Source organism: Pseudotabrizicola sp. L79 (assembly GCF_036553525.1).
Classification (GTDB): Bacteria; Pseudomonadota; Alphaproteobacteria; order Rhodobacterales; family Rhodobacteraceae; genus Pseudotabrizicola.
In genome coordinates, this window is sequence record NZ_JAZHDA010000046.1 from 671,765 (window position 1) to 688,510 (window position 16,746).

The 16,746-nt window shown below is 63.3% G+C and carries 14 protein-coding genes; 9 read left to right on the forward strand and 5 right to left on the reverse strand.

The annotated features are described in order from the left end of the window. Positions 1-91 precede the first annotated feature (91 nt). Entirely contained in the window at positions 92-3,775 is a 3,684-nt protein-coding gene (locus V3C85_RS11605; RefSeq protein ID WP_331795231.1) for a vitamin B12-dependent ribonucleotide reductase, read from the reverse strand. 416 nt (positions 3,776-4,191) lie between these two features. Next, complete coding sequence (locus V3C85_RS11610) at positions 4,192-5,112, reverse strand: DMT family transporter (protein WP_331795232.1); 921 nt, start codon at positions 5,110-5,112, stop codon at positions 4,192-4,194. A gap of 140 nt (positions 5,113-5,252) precedes the next feature. Between V3C85_RS11610 and V3C85_RS11615 the strand changes: the two genes are divergently transcribed. The 6 genes from V3C85_RS11615 to rarD all read left to right on the forward strand — a co-directional run bounded on the left by V3C85_RS11615 (position 5,253) and on the right by rarD (position 10,034). Continuing rightward, a complete protein-coding gene (locus tag V3C85_RS11615) occupies positions 5,253-5,669 on the forward strand; it encodes a Fur family transcriptional regulator (protein WP_331795233.1) in 417 nt (138 codons plus the stop codon). Beyond that, positions 5,666-6,541: a DMT family transporter gene (locus V3C85_RS11620; protein WP_331795234.1), complete on the forward strand. Its 876-nt coding sequence runs from the start codon at positions 5,666-5,668 to the stop codon at positions 6,539-6,541. The genes V3C85_RS11615 and V3C85_RS11620 overlap by 4 nt, the downstream gene beginning before the upstream one ends. Positions 6,542-6,652: 111 nt before the next feature. Further along, complete coding sequence (gene eno, locus V3C85_RS11625) at positions 6,653-7,930, forward strand: phosphopyruvate hydratase (RefSeq protein WP_331795235.1); 1,278 nt, start codon at positions 6,653-6,655, stop codon at positions 7,928-7,930. 110 nt (positions 7,931-8,040) lie between these two features. After that, positions 8,041-8,643, forward strand: a complete 603-nt coding sequence (locus V3C85_RS11630; RefSeq protein ID WP_331795236.1) for a pseudouridine synthase — start codon at positions 8,041-8,043, stop codon at positions 8,641-8,643. Beyond that, positions 8,603-9,058: a cupin domain-containing protein gene (locus tag V3C85_RS11635; RefSeq protein WP_331795237.1), complete on the forward strand. Its 456-nt coding sequence runs from the start codon at positions 8,603-8,605 to the stop codon at positions 9,056-9,058. The genes V3C85_RS11630 and V3C85_RS11635 overlap by 41 nt, the downstream gene beginning before the upstream one ends. Before the next feature lie 52 nt (positions 9,059-9,110). After that, positions 9,111-10,034: an EamA family transporter RarD gene (rarD, locus tag V3C85_RS11640; RefSeq protein WP_331795238.1), complete on the forward strand. Its 924-nt coding sequence runs from the start codon at positions 9,111-9,113 to the stop codon at positions 10,032-10,034. Here the strand turns inward: rarD and V3C85_RS11645 are convergent. Beyond that, positions 9,991-10,431: a hypothetical protein gene (locus tag V3C85_RS11645; RefSeq protein ID WP_331795239.1), complete on the reverse strand. Its 441-nt coding sequence runs from the start codon at positions 10,429-10,431 to the stop codon at positions 9,991-9,993. The genes rarD and V3C85_RS11645 overlap by 44 nt on opposite strands. A gap of 115 nt (positions 10,432-10,546) precedes the next feature. Between V3C85_RS11645 and moaA the strand changes: the two genes are divergently transcribed. The 3 genes from moaA (at position 10,547) to V3C85_RS11660 (ending at position 14,052) form a co-directional block, all read left to right on the forward strand. Next, positions 10,547-11,557 carry a GTP 3',8-cyclase MoaA gene (moaA, locus tag V3C85_RS11650; protein ID WP_331795240.1) on the forward strand — a complete coding sequence of 337 codons (1,011 nt, stop codon included), beginning with the start codon at positions 10,547-10,549 and terminating at the stop codon, positions 11,555-11,557. Positions 11,558-11,660: 103 nt separating this feature from the next. Continuing rightward, complete coding sequence (locus V3C85_RS11655; RefSeq protein ID WP_331795241.1) at positions 11,661-13,040, forward strand: cytochrome ubiquinol oxidase subunit I; 1,380 nt, start codon at positions 11,661-11,663, stop codon at positions 13,038-13,040. Positions 13,041-13,050: 10 nt separating this feature from the next. Continuing rightward, positions 13,051-14,052, forward strand: coding sequence for a cytochrome d ubiquinol oxidase subunit II (locus V3C85_RS11660; protein ID WP_331795242.1), 1,002 nt, complete (start codon positions 13,051-13,053; stop codon positions 14,050-14,052). A gap of 129 nt (positions 14,053-14,181) precedes the next feature. Here the strand turns inward: V3C85_RS11660 and V3C85_RS11665 are convergent, their stop codons facing one another. Together V3C85_RS11665 and V3C85_RS11670 are read right to left on the reverse strand one after the other, a co-directional pair. After that, complete coding sequence (locus V3C85_RS11665; protein ID WP_331795243.1) at positions 14,182-15,348, reverse strand: M20 aminoacylase family protein; 1,167 nt, start codon at positions 15,346-15,348, stop codon at positions 14,182-14,184. A gap of 106 nt (positions 15,349-15,454) precedes the next feature. Then, positions 15,455-16,714 carry an Hsp70 family protein gene (locus tag V3C85_RS11670; protein ID WP_331795244.1) on the reverse strand — a complete coding sequence of 420 codons (1,260 nt, stop codon included), beginning with the start codon at positions 16,712-16,714 and terminating at the stop codon, positions 15,455-15,457. Positions 16,715-16,746 lie beyond the last annotated feature (32 nt).

Here is a 16,746-nt window from a genome sequence, read left to right on the forward strand (position 1 = left end):
AGCACCGCACCAAAACACCTGTGGCCCCATGCAGGGGCCACAGCGATTCTTCAATCGATTCGATGGGTTATCCCCAGATATTCACCCAAGATCAGCTGCACCCGCTGGTGCCGCCGCAGGTGTTGCACTTCATGCAGGTGCCGTTGCGCACCAGCGTGTAGTTGCCACATTCACCACAAGGGTCGCCCTCATAGCCCTGCATCTTGGCCTTGGCGCGGGCATCCATCGGCTGTGCCGTGCCAATCGCAAAGCTGGATGTCGTTTCGGCAAAGCCCGTGACGCGGGCCTCGGGCATCATGGCCGCCAAGGCCGCGCTGCCCTCAAGCCCAAAGGCCGTGCCCCCCATGCCGCCTTGCAACACCACCAGCTCTTGCGGCAGGCGCTTGCGCAGATAGCCGGTCGAGCTGATCTGCTTCAGCACCTCCAGCGATTTCGAGGCCGCCGATTCCGACACAGGCGCGACATTGGCCTTGCCCTCCTCGTCACCACGGCCCAGGTCGTCGAACGAATGGCCCTGTGGTTTGACATGGGCCAGATCGGTGCGATCCAGATAGGAAATCGCCAGTTCGCGAAAGATATAGTCCAGGATCGAGGTAGCATTCTTGATACTGTCATTGCCTTGCACCATGCCCGCCGGTTCAAAGCGGGTAAAGGTGAAGGCCTCGACGAATTCTTCCAGCGGCACGCCGTATTGCAGACCCACCGAAACGGCGATGGCAAAGTTGTTCATCATCGCCCGGAAGCCAGCGCCTTCCTTGTGCATGTCGATGAAAATCTCGCCCAACTGACCATCGGCATATTCGCCGGTGCGCAGATAAACCTTGTGGCCGCCGACGATGGCTTTCTGGGTATAGCCCTTGCGACGCTCGGGCAGCTTTTCACGGTTCGACCGGACGATTTCCTTGACGATCACCTTTTCGATGATCTTCTCGGCAATCACCATCGCCTTTTCCTGCACGCTGCCGGTGGCCAGAACTTCCTCGGCCTCCTCGTCATCCTCGATCAGCGCCGCCGCCAGGGGCTGGCTGAGTTTGGATCCGTCGCGATACAGCGCATTGGCCTTGATCCCCAGCGAATGCGACAATTCATAGGCCGCAAGCGTTTCTTCGATCGTGGCCGAATTCGGCATGTTGATCGTTTTCGAAATCGCGCCCGAGATAAAGCTTTGGGCCGCCGCCATCATGTAGATGTGGCTTTCCACACTCAGGAACCGCTTGCCTTTCTTGCCGCAGGGGTTGGCGCAATCGAACACCGGGTAATGCTCGGTCTTCAGGAAGGGTGCGCCTTCCAGCGTCATCGTCCCGCAAACATGGTCATTGGCGGCGTCGATCTCGGCTTTGGTGAACCCAAGGTGGCGCAGCAGATCGAACGACGGATCGTTCAGCTTGGCCGCTGGGATGCCCAAGGTTTTGGTGCAGAAATCTTCGCCCAGCGTCCACTGGTTAAAGACAAAGCGGATGTCAAAGGCCGAAGGCAGCGCGGCCTCGATCTTTTCGATTTCGCGTGCGCCAAACCCATGGCCGATCAGGGCCGTGTGGTTGATGGCCGGGGCCTGCGCGATCGAGCCATGGCCGACGGCATAGGCCACGATCTCGGCCACCTGATGGCTGGGGTAGCCCAGGGTTTCAAGCGCGGCCGGAACCGACTGGTTGATGATCTTGAAATAACCGCCACCCGCCAGTTTCTTGAACTTGACCAGCGCGAAATCAGGCTCGATCCCGGTGGTGTCGCAATCCATCACCAGACCGATGGTGCCCGTGGGCGCAATCACCGTGGTCTGCGCATTGCGGAACCCATGCGCCTCACCCAGCGTCAGCGCCTCATCCCAGCAGGATTTGGCAAGGCCGACAAGGGTTTGATCCGGGCAATTCACCTGATCCAGCGCCACCGGGTTTACGTTCACCGCCTCATAGCTGGTCTTGCCATAGGCTGCGGCACGGTGATTGCGGATCACGCGCAGCATATGCTTGGCATTGCGCTGATAGCCGGGGAAGGCCCCCAACTCGCGCGCCATTTCGGCACTGGTGGCATAGGCCACGCCCGTCATCACAGCGGTCAGCGCGCCGCACAGCGCACGGCCTTCCTTGCTGTCATAGCCAAGGCCCATGTTCATCAGAAGGCCGCCGATATTGGCATAGCCCAGACCCAGCGTGCGGAAATCATAGGACAGTTGCGCAATTTCCTTGGATGGGAACTGCGCCATCATCACGCTGATTTCCAGCGTCACCGTCCACAACCGGCTGGCATGCACATAGCCCTCGGCGTCAAACTTGCCGTCCTTGTAAAAGGTCAGCAGGTTCATCGAGGCCAGGTTGCAGGCGGTATCGTCCAGGAACATGTATTCCGAGCACGGGTTAGACCCCCGGATCGCCCCATCTTCGGGGCAGGTATGCCAGGCGTTCACCGTGTCATGGAACTGGATGCCGGGGTCGGCACAGGCCCAGGCGGCATGGCCCACCTGTTCCCACAGATCACGCGCCTTGATGGTCTTGGCGGTCTTGCCATCGGTGCGCCGGATCAGCGCCCAATCCGCATCGGCCTGCACCGCCTTAAGGAAGGCATCGGTGACGCGGACCGAGTTGTTCGAATTCTGGCCCGACACGGTGATATAGGCTTCGGAATCCCAATCGGTGTCATAGGTGGGGAATTCGATGCTGGTGAACCCCTGCTTGGCGTATTGCAGGATGCGGTTGGTATAGGTGTCGGGGATCATCGCCTTTTTGGCGGCCTTGATGGCGGCCTTCAGGCTGGGATTCTTGGCCGGATCGACCGAGTCTTCGGCCGAGCCATCCCATTCGCGGATCGCGGTGAAAATCTGGTTCAGCCGCTGCTCATGCGCCTTTGAACCGGCCACAAGGCTTGCGACCTTTTGCTCTTCGATCACCTTCCAATTGATAAAGGCTTCGATGTCGGGGTGATCCATATCACAGATCACCATCTTGGCTGCGCGCCGCGTGGTGCCGCCCGATTTGATGGCACCGGCCGCCCGGTCACCGATCTTCAAAAAGCCCATCAGGCCCGACGACTTGCCGCCACCCGACAGCTTTTCGCCTTCGCCGCGCAGCGACGAAAAGTTGGTGCCCGTGCCCGAGCCGTATTTGAACAGACGCGCCTCACGCACCCACAGGTCCATGATGCCGCCATCGCTGACCAGATCATCCTTGACCGACTGGATAAAGCAGGCATGCGGCTGCGGATGTTCATAGGCGCTGGAGGATTTCGTCAGCTTGCCGGTCTGGTGATCGACATAGTAATGCCCCTGCGACGGGCCATCGATGCCATAGGCCCAATGCAGACCGGTGTTGAACCACTGCGGGCTGTTCGGGGCGGCCATCTGATTGGCCAGCATGAAACGCATCTCGTCGTAATAGGCGCGGGCATCGGCTTCGGTGGTGAAATAACCACCCTTCCACCCCCAATAGGCCCAGGCCCCGGCCAGACGGTCGAACACCTGCTTTGCGCTGGTTTCCCCCACAAAGCGCTGATCTTCGGGCAACTTGGCCAGCGCATCCTCATCGGGCACCGACCGCCACAGAAACTCGGGCACGCCCTTTTCCCGCACGCGCTTCGACACCGCAGGCACCCCCGCCTTGCGGAAATACTTTTGCGCCAGAACGTCCGATGCAACCTGGCTCCAGCCCTGCGGCACTTCGACAGCCTCGTTGCGGAACACAACCTTGCCATCGGGATTGCGGATTTCCGAGATGGTGGTGGTAAAGTCCATGGCGCCATAGGCACCGGTGGTTTCTGCGGTAAACTTGCGCTCGATCTGCATTTGCCCCGTTCTTCCCTGACTTGCCCACCGGTTACGATCCGGGATGGCGTGTTGATCTGTTGGTGCCGGCCCCTGCCCTGCGCACAATACATCACCGGGCCTTGCCCATGGGTCTGGGCAAGACGGCAAAGGCATGTGATGCCCGCCCTTGTGGTTTGTATCGCTTGCCCGCACCGGCACCACATATAGTGGCTCCCCGGCCTGCGTTGTCAAACTGTCGTATTCACCCGACAGGATCAACGCCTTTTTTTCGCTGTTGGCGGCTTTTTAAGACTTGACCTGTAGCCCGCCACCTCACGGTTTCGTCACCATCCGATTCCATGCGTGAAAGCCCCCTGTGGGCAGAGCTGGGGATAAGCAATGGGATGGCCGGTTGATGCGTTCGGATTTTCCCAAGCAACAGGCCGACTTGGGCCTTACCCCTCAGTTTCGGGCTTAATTGCGGCTTGGGGCATGGTCGGCGGCGGGCGGTTGATCAGCACGATTCCCGCTGCGACAAAAAGGGCCGCAATTAACATCGGCACTGTGACCCGCTCGCCATACATCGCGATGCCAAAGCCCATCGCAAACACCGGTGTCAGAAACGAAAACGAGGCGACTGTCGCCGTCGGATAGACCGACAACAGCCACAACCACAGAATAAAGCCACCCGCCACCACTATGGAGGACTGAAACAACAGCCCCAAGATATGGTATCCGCTCAGCTCTCGCACCCAAGGGCCAAACGCAAGCGACAGCACGATCAGAATCGGCCCCGAGACCAGCACCATCCAGAACAACTGCATCTCTGCCCCCACCTCGCGCAGGCTGCTGCGCCGCGCCAGAAAGGCCGTGCCCGCCCAGCCAAAGGCCGCCCCCAGCGCCAGCAGATCCCCCGCCAGACTGCCCCCCGTCGCCGCTTGGCGCGACAGGATGGCGCCAGCGGTGCCGACAAAGGCCAAGGCCAGCCCCGCCGCCTTCCAGCGCGTGATACGCTGCCCCGCCAGCCCGAAATGCGCCATCAGCGCCAGCCACAAGGGCATCGAATAAAAGATCACGCTGGCCCGCCCCAGCGCCGTCAGATCCAGCGCCAGAAACAGGCACAGGAATTCCGCCGCAAAGACCGTGCCGATGGCCAGCCCCGCCCCAAGATCCTTGCGCCGCAACACCGGGGGCCGCCCGCGCCAAGCCAGCCAGGCCCAGACAAACCCCACCGCCAGCACCGACCGCAGCCCGGCAAAAAACACCGGTTGCAGGCCCCGGTTCACCTCGACCACAATCACCTGATTGACAGCCAGCAACAGCGCCACCCCCACCAGCGTGGCCCCGCCCACCAGATCCAGCCTGTCTTTTTGCACGCGCCTCTCCTGTGTCTTGCGCCCCAGCAGTGATCGCCGCCACAGCGCCCGTCAACCCAAGATGCCGCCAAACGGGTGGCGCGGCGCGCAGCCTTGGGCTAAACCGAACCAGACCCGAACGATCAGCCCCGGACCCGCCCATGACAGACATCATCGCCCGCTGCGAAGCCAAGGGCCTGCGCATGACGGATCAGCGCCGCACCGTCGCCCGCGTCATTGGCGAAGCCGATGATCACCCCGATGTCGAAGAACTCTATGCCCGCGCCGCCGCGCTTGATCCCAAGATCTCGCTGGCCACGGTCTATCGTGCGGTCAAACTGTTCGAAGAGGCCGGCATTCTGGAAAAACTGGAATTCGGCGATGGCCGGGCGCGCTATGAAGATGCCGAACGCGATCACCACGACCATCTGATCGACGTGAATTCGGGTCAGGTGATCGAATTCGTCGATCCCGAAATCGAGGCCTTGCAAGAAAAGATTGCCGCCCGCCTTGGCTATCGGCTGATTGGCCACCGGCTGGAATTGCTGGGTGTGCCGATGAAAAAGCGCGGCGCGTGATCCTGTCTGACAACACCCGTGGCGCGGTCCTGATGCTGGCGGCCATGCTGGCCTTTGCCTTTGAAGATCTGTTTCTGAAACGCTCGGCCATGGCTTTGCCACCCGGTCAGGTCATCGTGATGGTGGGGGCGGCGGGCGCTTTGTGTTTCTGGGCGATCGCCGCGCTGCAAGGCCAGCCGATTCTGACGCGCGACGCATTGCGCGGCCCGGCGCTGCTGCGCTCTGTGTCCGAAGCCGGGGCCACGATGCTGTATGTCACGGCCCTGTCGCTGATTCCGCTGACGGTGAACGCGGCCCTGTTGCAGGCCTCTCCGCTTGCGGTCACGCTGGGGGCGGCGCTGATCTTGAAAGAACCGGTGGGCTGGCGGCGGTGGAGCGCGATCGGACTGGGCTTTCTTGGCGTGCTCATCATCTTGCGGCCCGGAACCCAAGGCTTTGTGCCCGCCAGCCTGCTGACGGTGCTGTGCGTGCTGGTGCTGGTGGGCCGCGACCTTGCCACCCGCGTCATGCCCGCGCGCATCGGCACGTTTCAGCTGACAACTTGGGCCTATCTGGCGCTGGTGCCGGCGGGCCTTGGGCTGATGGCGCTTGGCGGCGACGGATGGCACAGCGTGCAGGCCGACCGCTGGGGGGATCTGATCGGCGCGCTTGTGACCGGGCTTGTCGGCTATTGGGCCGTTACGGCAGCGATGCGCTTGGGTGAGGTGTCACTGGTGGCCCCGTTCCGCTACAGCCGCCTGGTCTTTTCGGCCCTTCTTGCCGCGCTGTTTCTGGGCGAACGCCCCGATCTTGCCACCTGGCTGGGGGCTGCGCTGATCATCGGATCGGGCCTTTATGCCCTGTGGCGCGAAACCCGCCGCAGGCCGCGCTGACGCCGCAGCGCAGAACTTCCCCGGCTTGCCGCGCGTCTCTGCCCTTCCCATACCCGGTTTCGCAAGGTAAAGACGCAAGCGAGAGCACCCTAGCACCTTCGGGAGAGCCCCATGAGCACGATCATCGACATTCACGCCCGCGAAATCCTCGACAGCCGCGGCAACCCCACTGTTGAAGTGGACGTCACGCTGGAAAGCGGCGCCATGGGCCGCGCCGCCGTGCCCTCGGGCGCCTCAACCGGCGCGCATGAGGCCAATGAAAAGCGCGACGGCGACAAGTCGCGCTATATGGGCAAAGGCGTGCTTGAGGCCGTCGCCGCCGTCAACGGCGAGATTGCCGAAGAACTGGTTGGCTATGACGCCACCGAACAGGTCGGCATCGACCGCACCATGATTGAAATGGACGGCACGCCGAACAAGTCGCGTCTTGGCGCCAATGCCATTCTGGGCGTGTCGCTGGCCGTGGCCAAAGCCGCCGCCGAATTCACGGCACAGCCCCTGTTCCGCTATGTCGGCGGCACCTCGGCCCGTGTGCTGCCGGTGCCGATGATGAACATCATCAACGGCGGCGAACATGCCGACAACCCGATCGACATTCAGGAATTCATGATCATGCCCGTGGGCGCGGACAATATCCGTGACGCCATCCGCATGGGCGCCGAAGTGTTCCACACCCTGAAAAAAGAACTGCAAGCCGCAGGCCACAACACCGGCATCGGCGACGAAGGCGGCTTTGCCCCCAACCTGAACTCGGCCCGTGACGCGCTGGATTTCATTCTGAAATCCATCGAAAAGGCAGGCTACAAGCCGGGTGAGGATATTTATCTGGCGCTTGACTGTGCGGCGACCGAATATTTCAAAGGCGGCCGGTATGAGATGAAGGGCGAAGGCAAATCGCTGTCCATCGCCGAAAACGTCGAATTCCTGGCCGGTCTGGCCCGCGACTATCCGATCATCTCGATCGAGGATGGCTGCTCGGAAGATGATTGGGAAGGTTGGAAGCTGCTGACCGACACGCTGGGCGCCTCGGTGCAACTGGTGGGCGACGATCTGTTTGTCACCAACCCGCGCCGTCTGGCCGAAGGCATCAAGGCCGGCTGCGCCAATTCGATGCTGGTCAAGGTGAACCAGATCGGCACGCTGACCGAAACGCTGCAAGCCGTCGATATGGCCCACCGCGCGCGCTATACGAATGTGATGTCGCACCGCTCGGGCGAAACCGAAGATGCGACCATCGCCGACCTGGCGGTGGCCACCAACTGCGGCCAGATCAAGACCGGCTCGCTGTCGCGCAGCGACCGGCTGGCAAAATACAACCAGTTGATCCGCATCGAAGAACTGCTGGGCGAAACCGCCGAATATGCGGGCCGCAGCATTCTAAAGCGCTAAGCGCAGGTGCCGGCGGTTTTTGAAACGCCGGCCCGACATCTGGCAAGAAATCGACGGGCACCCGACTGGTGCCCGTTTTCTTCTGCGCCCAGCCGTGCCAGACCAAGGCCATGACCCGCCTGATCTTGCTGAACAAACCCTATGACGTGCTGTGCCAGTTCACCGATGGCGATGGCCGCCAGACGCTTGCCGATTTCGTGCCCGTCAAGGGCGTCTATCCCGCCGGGCGGCTGGATCGCGACAGCGAAGGCCTGGTCGTGCTGACCGATGACGGGCGCATGCAGGCCCGCATCGCCGATCCGCGCCACAAGATGGAAAAGACCTATCTGGCACAGGTCGAGGGGCGGCCCACCCCCGACCAGATCGCCGCCCTGTCGGCGGGTGTCACCCTGAAAGACGGCCCCACCCTGCCCGCCCGCGCCCGGGCGATTGATCCCCCCGCATGGCTGTGGCCGCGCACCCCGCCGATCCGCGCGCGCAAATCCGTGCCCGATGCCTGGATCGAACTGACCCTGCGCGAAGGCCGCAACCGTCAGGTGCGCCGGATGACGGCGGCTGTCGGCCTGCCCTGCCTGCGCCTGATCCGCTGGCGGGTGGGCGACTGGGCGCTGGACGACCTGCCCCCCGGCCAGTGGCGCGATGCCCCCTTGCCCGATCAGAAAGGCCCCCGCCATGACCGCCCGCCAAGACGCCCCCCCTCAGGCCGAGGCTGATCGCCTGATCGCCCATCTGGGCCTGCTCCCGCACCCCGAGGGCGGCTGGTATCGCCAAACCTGGCAAGGCCCGCAGCTTGGCCCCCGCGCCAGTGGCACGGCCATCCTGTTCTTGTTGCGCGCGGACGAACGCAGCCATTGGCACCGCGTCGATGCCGATGAAATCTGGCTCTGGCATGCCGGGGCCCCCTTGGTTCTGTCGATGGGCACCGACACCGCCACCGATCACATTCTGGGGCCGGATGTGCTGAACGGCCAAGCGCCGCAGATCGTCGTGCCCACCGATGTCTGGCAAGCCGCGCGCAGCACGGGGGCCTTTACGCTGGTCTCTTGCACCGTCAGCCCCGGCTTTGACTTTGCGGGCTTTACCCTGGCCCCGCCCGGTTTTGATCTGCCGCGCCGCAGCACTTTGTGACCCTTACAAGAATGCCGTGGCAAGGGTGCGCGGGGCGCGATAAGCCGCCCGCATGACGACACCATCCCCCGCCAAGAATGACGACAGCCTGTCTGGCTTTTTCTACGCCCTGTCAGCCTATCTGATCTGGGGGTTCTTGCCGCTGTATATGAAGGCCCTGGCCCATGTGCCCCCGGCCGAGGTGCTGGCCCACCGCATTTTGTGGTCTTTGCCCATCGCGCTTGCCGTTTTGCTGTTGCGTGGCCGCACGGCAGATCTGAAGGCGGCTTTCCGCACCCCGCGGATGCTGGGCATGGGGATCGCCACGGCGTCGCTGGTGTCGGTCAACTGGGGGATCTATGTCTGGGCCATCGGGTCGGGCCACGCGATGGAGGCAGCGCTTGGCTATTACATCAACCCGCTGTTCAGCGTGCTGTTGGGGCGGCTGTTGCTGTCTGAAACGCTGCGCCCCGCCCAATGGGCCGCCATCGCCTTGGCCGGGGCAGCCGTGGCCCTGCTGACCATCGCCTCGGGCAGCTTGCCCGTGGTGGCCCTGGCCCTGACCCTGACCTGGGGCTTTTATGCCTATCTCAAGAAATCACTGCCCATCGGCCCCAATCAGGGCTTTGCGCTGGAAGTGGCCCTGCTGACCCCCTTTGCCCTGGCCTATGTCGGCTATCTGACGGCCACGGGCACCGGGCATTTTCTGCAAGACGTGCCCTGGGACACGGCCCTGTTGTTGGGAACGGGCGTTGTCACGGCGGTTCCACTGATGCTTTACGCCAATGGGGCCAAGGGCTTGCGGCTTTCGACCATTGCGATGATGCAATATATCGCACCCACCATGATCTTTCTGACAGCGGTGTTCATCTTTGGCGAACCGTTTGGACAAGCCCGCGCCATCGCCTTCCCGATGATCTGGGCCGCCCTTGCGCTTTATACCGCGTCGATGCTCAGGGCGCGTAAACAGTCACTTCGGGCAGGTCGGTCAGGCTAAGGCCAAGGGCACGATAGGCCGCCAGCGACAGTTGTGCGCCAGAGGCACCCGGCAGCAGATCCACCGCCACCGACTGCCCGCCCGCCGTTTCCACCCGCCCCTTGCCGGGGGCCGCAACAAGGGGGCTGCGCAACCAGAACCCCTGTTCGACCGGGCTGCCCAGACTGACCGCAACCTTGCCCAAGACACGCTCTCCGGCGGCGGCGGGCGCGGCCAAAGCCTCGGCCTTTTCGGCGGCCGTGGTCTGATCCAGCGCAGCCGCACTGCGACCGGCGCCCAAGACCATCGGGTTGTCGGTGGCCGCCACGGGCGGGGCCACAGCCGTTTCGGGCGCAGCCTGCCGCGCCGAAGACGGGCTGAATTTATCCAGCACTGCGCAACCAGGGGCCGCAGTCATGACAAGACAAAGGGTAAGATATATCCGCATGGCAGCACGATAGTATGACCCGCCACCGCCCGCAATGCCCCTGACCGCGCTGGACAGCGCCGCAACAGCACCCTAACTTGACGTCATGACCCAGACCGCGCCCCTGATTGATCCGTTTGCCCGCCCGATCTCTTATCTTCGGGTGTCGGTGACCGACCGTTGCGATTTTCGCTGTGTCTATTGCATGGCCGAAAACATGACCTTCCTGCCCAAAGCCGATCTTCTGACGCTTGAGGAGTTGGATCGCATGTGTTCAACCTTTGTGCGTCTGGGCGTGCAAAAACTGCGCATCACCGGGGGCGAACCCCTTGTGCGCAAGGGCATCATGACCTTCTTTCGCCAGATGTCGCGTCACCTCGACCTGGGCGCGCTGAAAGAGTTGACCGTCACCACCAACGGCAGCCAGTTGCGCAAACATGCGGCCGAACTGGCCGATTGCGGAGTGCGCCGGATCAATGTCTCGCTTGATACGCTGGATGCGCAAAAATTTGCCGACATCACCCGCTGGGGCCGCCTGCCACAGGTGCTCGATGGCATCGCCGCCGCCAAGGATGCGGGCCTGCGCGTCAAGATCAACGCCGTGGCGCTGAAAGGCTTTAATGAGGATGAGCAGTTTTCCATCACCGAATGGTGCGCCCGTGAAGGCCATGATCTGACATGGATCGAGGTCATGCCGATGGGCGATCTGGGCAATGAAGACCGGCTTGACCAATATTGGGCCCTGTCTGATCTGCGCGCCCGCTATGCCAGCCGCTACACCCTGACCGATCTGGCCGAGCGCACGGGCGGGCCCGCCCGCTATGTGCGGCTGGAAGAAACCGGCCAGAAAATCGGCTTTATCACACCGCTGACGCATAATTTCTGCGAAAGCTGCAACCGCGTGCGGCTGACCTGCACGGGCGAGCTGTATATGTGCCTTGGTCAGGAAGACATGGCCGACCTGCGCGCCCCCTTGCGCGCCAGTGCCGGGGATGCGGTGCTGGAAAACGCCATCCGCGCCGCCATCGCGCGCAAACCCAAGGGCCATGATTTCGACTATTCGCGCCAAAAGGTGCAAGGCCAGATGACCCGCCACATGAGCCATACGGGCGGCTGACAACTGCCCCCTGCGCCCTGCTGCCGCAGTTGTGGCGGCTGGTCGCACCATCCTGAAAAATCGCGAAAAAACCCTATGTGATGCATCGAAAGAAAGGTGCATCATGGATACACTATTACTGTCGCGCATTCAGTTCGCGTCCAATATCAGCTTCCACATCCTGTTCCCGACGATCACCATCGCGCTCGGTTGGGTCTTGCTGTTTTTCCGCTGGCGCTTTGCCCGGACGGGGCAGGAAAAATGGATGGAAGCCTATATGTTCTGGGTCAAGGTCTTCGCCTTGTCCTTCGCGCTCGGGGTCGTCTCGGGCATCACCATGTCATTCCAGTTCGGCACCAACTGGCCCGGATTCATGGAAACGGTTGGCAATGTGGCCGGCCCCCTCTTGGCCTATGAGGTGCTGACCGCCTTTTTCCTCGAAGCGGTGTTTCTGGGCATCATGCTGTTTGGCGCCCGCAAGGTGGCCCCCTGGCTGCACATCACCGCCACGGCCCTTGTGGCCTTTGGCACCACGATGAGCGCCTTCTGGATTCTGGTGCTGAACAGCTGGATGCACACCCCCCAGGGCTATGAGCTGCGCGACGGCGTCGTGCATGCCACCGACTGGTGGGCCATCATCTTCAACCCCTCGCTGCCCTACCGCCTGTCGCATATGCTGCTGGCCTCGGGCCTGACGGTCGCCTTCCTGATCGCCGGGGTCGCGGCCCTGCGCCGCCTGATCGGCGACCGCAGCCCCAGCAGCGCCACGCAGCTGCGCTTTGGCCTGACACTCGGCGCCCTGCTGATCCCCGCGCAAATCCTGATGGGCGACCTGCATGGCCTGAACACGCTGGCACATCAGCCGGCCAAGGTTGCCGCGATGGAAGGCAACTGGGAAACCGGCCCGAACGTGCCGCTGGTCCTGTTCGCCCTGCCCGACCAAGAGGCGCGCGAAAACCGCTTTGAACTGGCCATCCCCAACGGGGCCAGCCTGATCCTGACGCATGATCCCGATGGCGTGGTGCCGGGCCTGAACGACTTTGTGGCCGAAGATGGCACCATCCTGCACCCACCCGTCGCACCGGTGTTCTGGTCGTTCCGCGTGATGGTCGCCACCGGCATGGCGATGCTGGTCCTGTCTTGGGCCGGGGTGGCGCTGATGTGGCGGCGCGGTGGCCCGTCACATCTGCCGCGCCTGTTCCTGATGGCGACGGTGCCCATGGCGTTTTCGGGTTGGGTCGCCACCCTGGCAGGCTGGTATGTCACCGAAATCGGCCGCCAGCCCTGGCTTGTCACCGGCGTTCTGTCCACGGCCGAGGCCGTCGGCCCGGTCGCAGCGCCCATGGTTCTGTCAACGCTGATCGCCTATCTGGTCGTCTATGCCCTGCTGATGGCCGCCTATATCGGCGTGATCGTGCACCTTGCCCGCCGCGCGGCCTTGGGCAAACCGCCCACCCGCGAAAAGCCCGGCACCGATCAACCCATCGCCGTTCCGGCGGAATAAGGGGATGACCATGATCTTGGACGCCACCACCCTGCCCGTGATCTTCGCAGCCCTGATGGGTCTGTCGATCCTGCTCTATGTCGTGCTCGACGGCTATGATCTGGGCGTGGGCCTGCTCTTTCCCTTTACCACCGCGGATGAGAGGGACCGCATGATCGGCTCGATCGGCCCGTTCTGGGATGCGAATGAAACATGGCTGGTTCTGGCCATCGGCATCTTGCTGGTGGCCTTCCCCACCGCCCATGGGGCCATCCTGACGGCGCTGTATCTGCCAGTCTCGATCATGCTGCTCGGGCTGATCCTGCGCGGGGTCGCGTTCGAATTCCGCGCCAAGGCCCCGGCAGGGCAAAAGGGCGCCTGGGATGCCACCTTCTTTGCAGGCAGCCTGATGGCGGCGCTGTCGCAGGGCTTCATGCTGGGGCTTTACATCATGGGGCTGGACTGGACATGGGGCCATGTCGGCTTTGCCCTGCTCACCGCCGGGGCCCTGGCCGTGGCCTACAGCTTCATCGGGGCCTGCTGGACGATCCTCAAGGCCGAAGGCAGCCTGCAACTCAAGGCCGTGGCCTGGGCCAGGGGCGGCATCTGGGGGGTGGTCCTTGGCATGGGGGCCATCTCGCTTGCCACACCCCTGGTCAGCCCGCGCATTCTGGAACGCTGGATCAGCTTCCCCGAGCTGTTCTTCCTCGCGCCCCTGCCCATCGCCTCAACCGCGCTGATCGCGATGCTGTGGATCGCGCTGCGCCACCTGCCCACCAAGGGCGACCATTTCGCCTGGTTCCCCTTTGCCGGGGCCACGGCGCTGATGTCGCTGGGCTTTGCGGGCATGGCCTACAGCTTTTACCCCTATGTGGTGCCCGAAAGGCTGACGATCTATGCCGCCGCCGCCAGCCCCGAAAGCCTGCGGATCATCCTGTTTGGCACCATCTTCGTGCTGCCGGTGATCCTGGCCTATACCGCGCTGTCCTACACGATCTTCCGCGGCAAGGCCACGAAACTGACCTATGACTAGGCCCTCTTCATCTGTTCAAAAATATCCCCGGGGGATAGGCCTTCGCCCCCTCGGGGCGCAGGCCTGACGGGGGCAGGCAGCCCCCGCGGGTCTGCGGGGGCTCGATGCCCCCGCAGACCCGGCCCCGTGTCAGGCTGCCGGCATCCGCGCCTCGACCATGCCGGCATACCAGCTTGATCCAAAGGGAATGGCGGTGTCGTCAAAGTTATAGGCCGGGTGATGCACCATCGCCGTGTCACCATTGCCCAAAAAGATATAGGCCCCGGGACGTTCGTTCAGCATAAAGCTGAAATCTTCCGCCCCCATCAGCGGGGCCGTATTGGCATCAACCTTTCCTGACACTGCCTGCGCAACTTCGACTGCGAAACTGGTATTGTCTTCGGCATTGATCGTCACCGGATAGCCACGGTTGTAATTCACCACCGCCTTAGCCCCCAGCGCCAGGGCCGTGCCCTCGACAATCTCACTGATCCGCCGCTCGACGAAATCCTGAACGGCCGGGTCCATCGTGCGCACCGTGCCCTTCAGCTTGACCACCTGCGGGATCACGTTATGCGCCGTCGAATCCGTCTCGACCGTGCAGACGCTGACAACCACCTGCTTCATCGGGTCCACATTGCGGCTGGCGATGGTCTGCAAGGCCACGATGATATGCGCGGCCACCACCGTGGTGTCGATGCAGTCATGCGGCTTGGCGGCATGGCCCCCCTTGCCCGTCACCACCACGTCAAACTGATCCGCCGCCGCCATGATCGCACCGGGGCGAATGGCAAAGGTGCCCACCGGGATGCCCGGCATATTGTGCATGCCATAGACTTCCTGAATGCCGAAACGCTCCATCATGCCATCGGCGCACATCTCGCGCCCGCCGCCGCCTCCTTCTTCGGCAGGCTGAAAGATCACCACGGCGGTGCCGTCGAAATTGCGGGTTTCGGCCAGATATTTCGCGGCCCCCAGCAGCATGGCCGTATGGCCGTCATGGCCACAGGCATGCATCTTGCCCGGCGTCTTGCTGGCATACTCCACCCCGGTCTGCTCGATGATCGGCAGCGCATCCATATCGGCGCGCAGGCCGATGACCCGGCCCGCCGTATCGGTCTTGCCCTTGATCACCCCCACCACACCGGTGCGCCCGATGCCCGTCACCACCTCGTCGCAGCCAAACTCTTTCAGCAGATCGGCCACCTTGCCCGCGGTCCGATGCACCTCGAACAGCAGTTCCGGGTTCTCGTGAAAATCCCGCCGCCACGCGGTGATCTCGGGCAGCAATTCGGCAAAACGGTTCTTTACGGGCATAGCCAGTCTCCTTGATCGGTCGCGGCAGATGGTGGGGCGGAACCCGCGCCACATCAAGACCGCAGACGACATCGCGCGGCCGATTTCTGACCATCAGATCAAATTTTCAGCCAAACCGCCGCGCCGCCTCCAGCGCCAGCCCCGTGCCGACGCTGGCCAGATCATCGCCCCGCGCCATCCGCGCCCCCGGCAGCACGGCGGCCACATCGGCGCGCAGCTTTGGCAAAGCCGAAGACCCCCCCGTCAGAAACACCGTCGCAATCTGATCGGCCCGCAGACCCGCCATCGCCAGCACATCGCCAATCCGGTCCCGGATCCGCAGCAAGGGCGCCTCCAACGCCGCCTCCAGCGCCATCCGCGTGGCCACGGGGTTCGGCCCCCCGGTCAGCGGGCGCAGCGGCAAGCGGCAGCTTTCGGCTTGCGAAAGCGCGATCTTGGCCCGCTCCACCTCAATCGCCAAAGCATGGCCGTTGCGGTGCTCCAGCACATGCAGCATCCGGTCCAGCCGCTCGGGCGCATCGATATCGCGCCGCAGCGCCTTGAGATCGGCCAAAATCCGGTCGTTATACAAGGTGTTGATCCGATGCCATGTCGCCAGATCCAGATAGTAATGGCGCGGCATCGTGCCTTCGCCGCCTTTGGTCGGGCCAAGATAGCCCAGATCGGGCATGATCTGGGCCAGCGAAAAGCCCCGGTCAAAATCGGTGCCCCCCACCCTGATCCCATCATTGGCCAGAATATCATCCGCCCGATCGGCATGGCGGGCCCGGTCTGGCCCCACCCGCACAATCGAGAAATCCGACGTGCCACCGCCAATATCGACGATCAGCACCAATTCCTCCGCGCTCACCCCGGTTTCATAATCCAGCGCCGCCGCGATGGGTTCGAACTGAAAGGCCACATCGCGAAACCCCACCTCGCCCGCGATTTCCGCCAGAACCGCCTGGGCCGCTGCATCGGCCCCGGCATCGTCATCAACGAAATGCACAGGCCGCCCCATCACCACCTGCGTCAAGGGCCCGCCCTGCACGGCTTCGGCGCGCGCCTTCATATGCGCCAGAAACCGGGCCAGCACCTCACGAAAGCTGATCGCCCGCGATCCCACGCGGGTGCGTTCATGCACCAGCCCAGACCCCAGCGTTGACTTCAGCCCGCGCAACAGCCGCCCGTCCTCGCCCTCCAGATAGGCGGCAATGCCCGCCCGGCCAAAGCGCGGCGCGCCGCCATCCGCCTCCCAGAACACCGCCGAGGGCAAAGTCACCGCATCGCCCTCCAGCGCGATCAGCCGCCCCCCGACGCCAAGGGTTGAATTCGATGTGCCAAAATCAAGGCCACAGGCGGTGGTCGGTGTGGCGGGGGGTGTCATCGCAGGCTCCGGCAAAAGCGGGCGTGATAGCG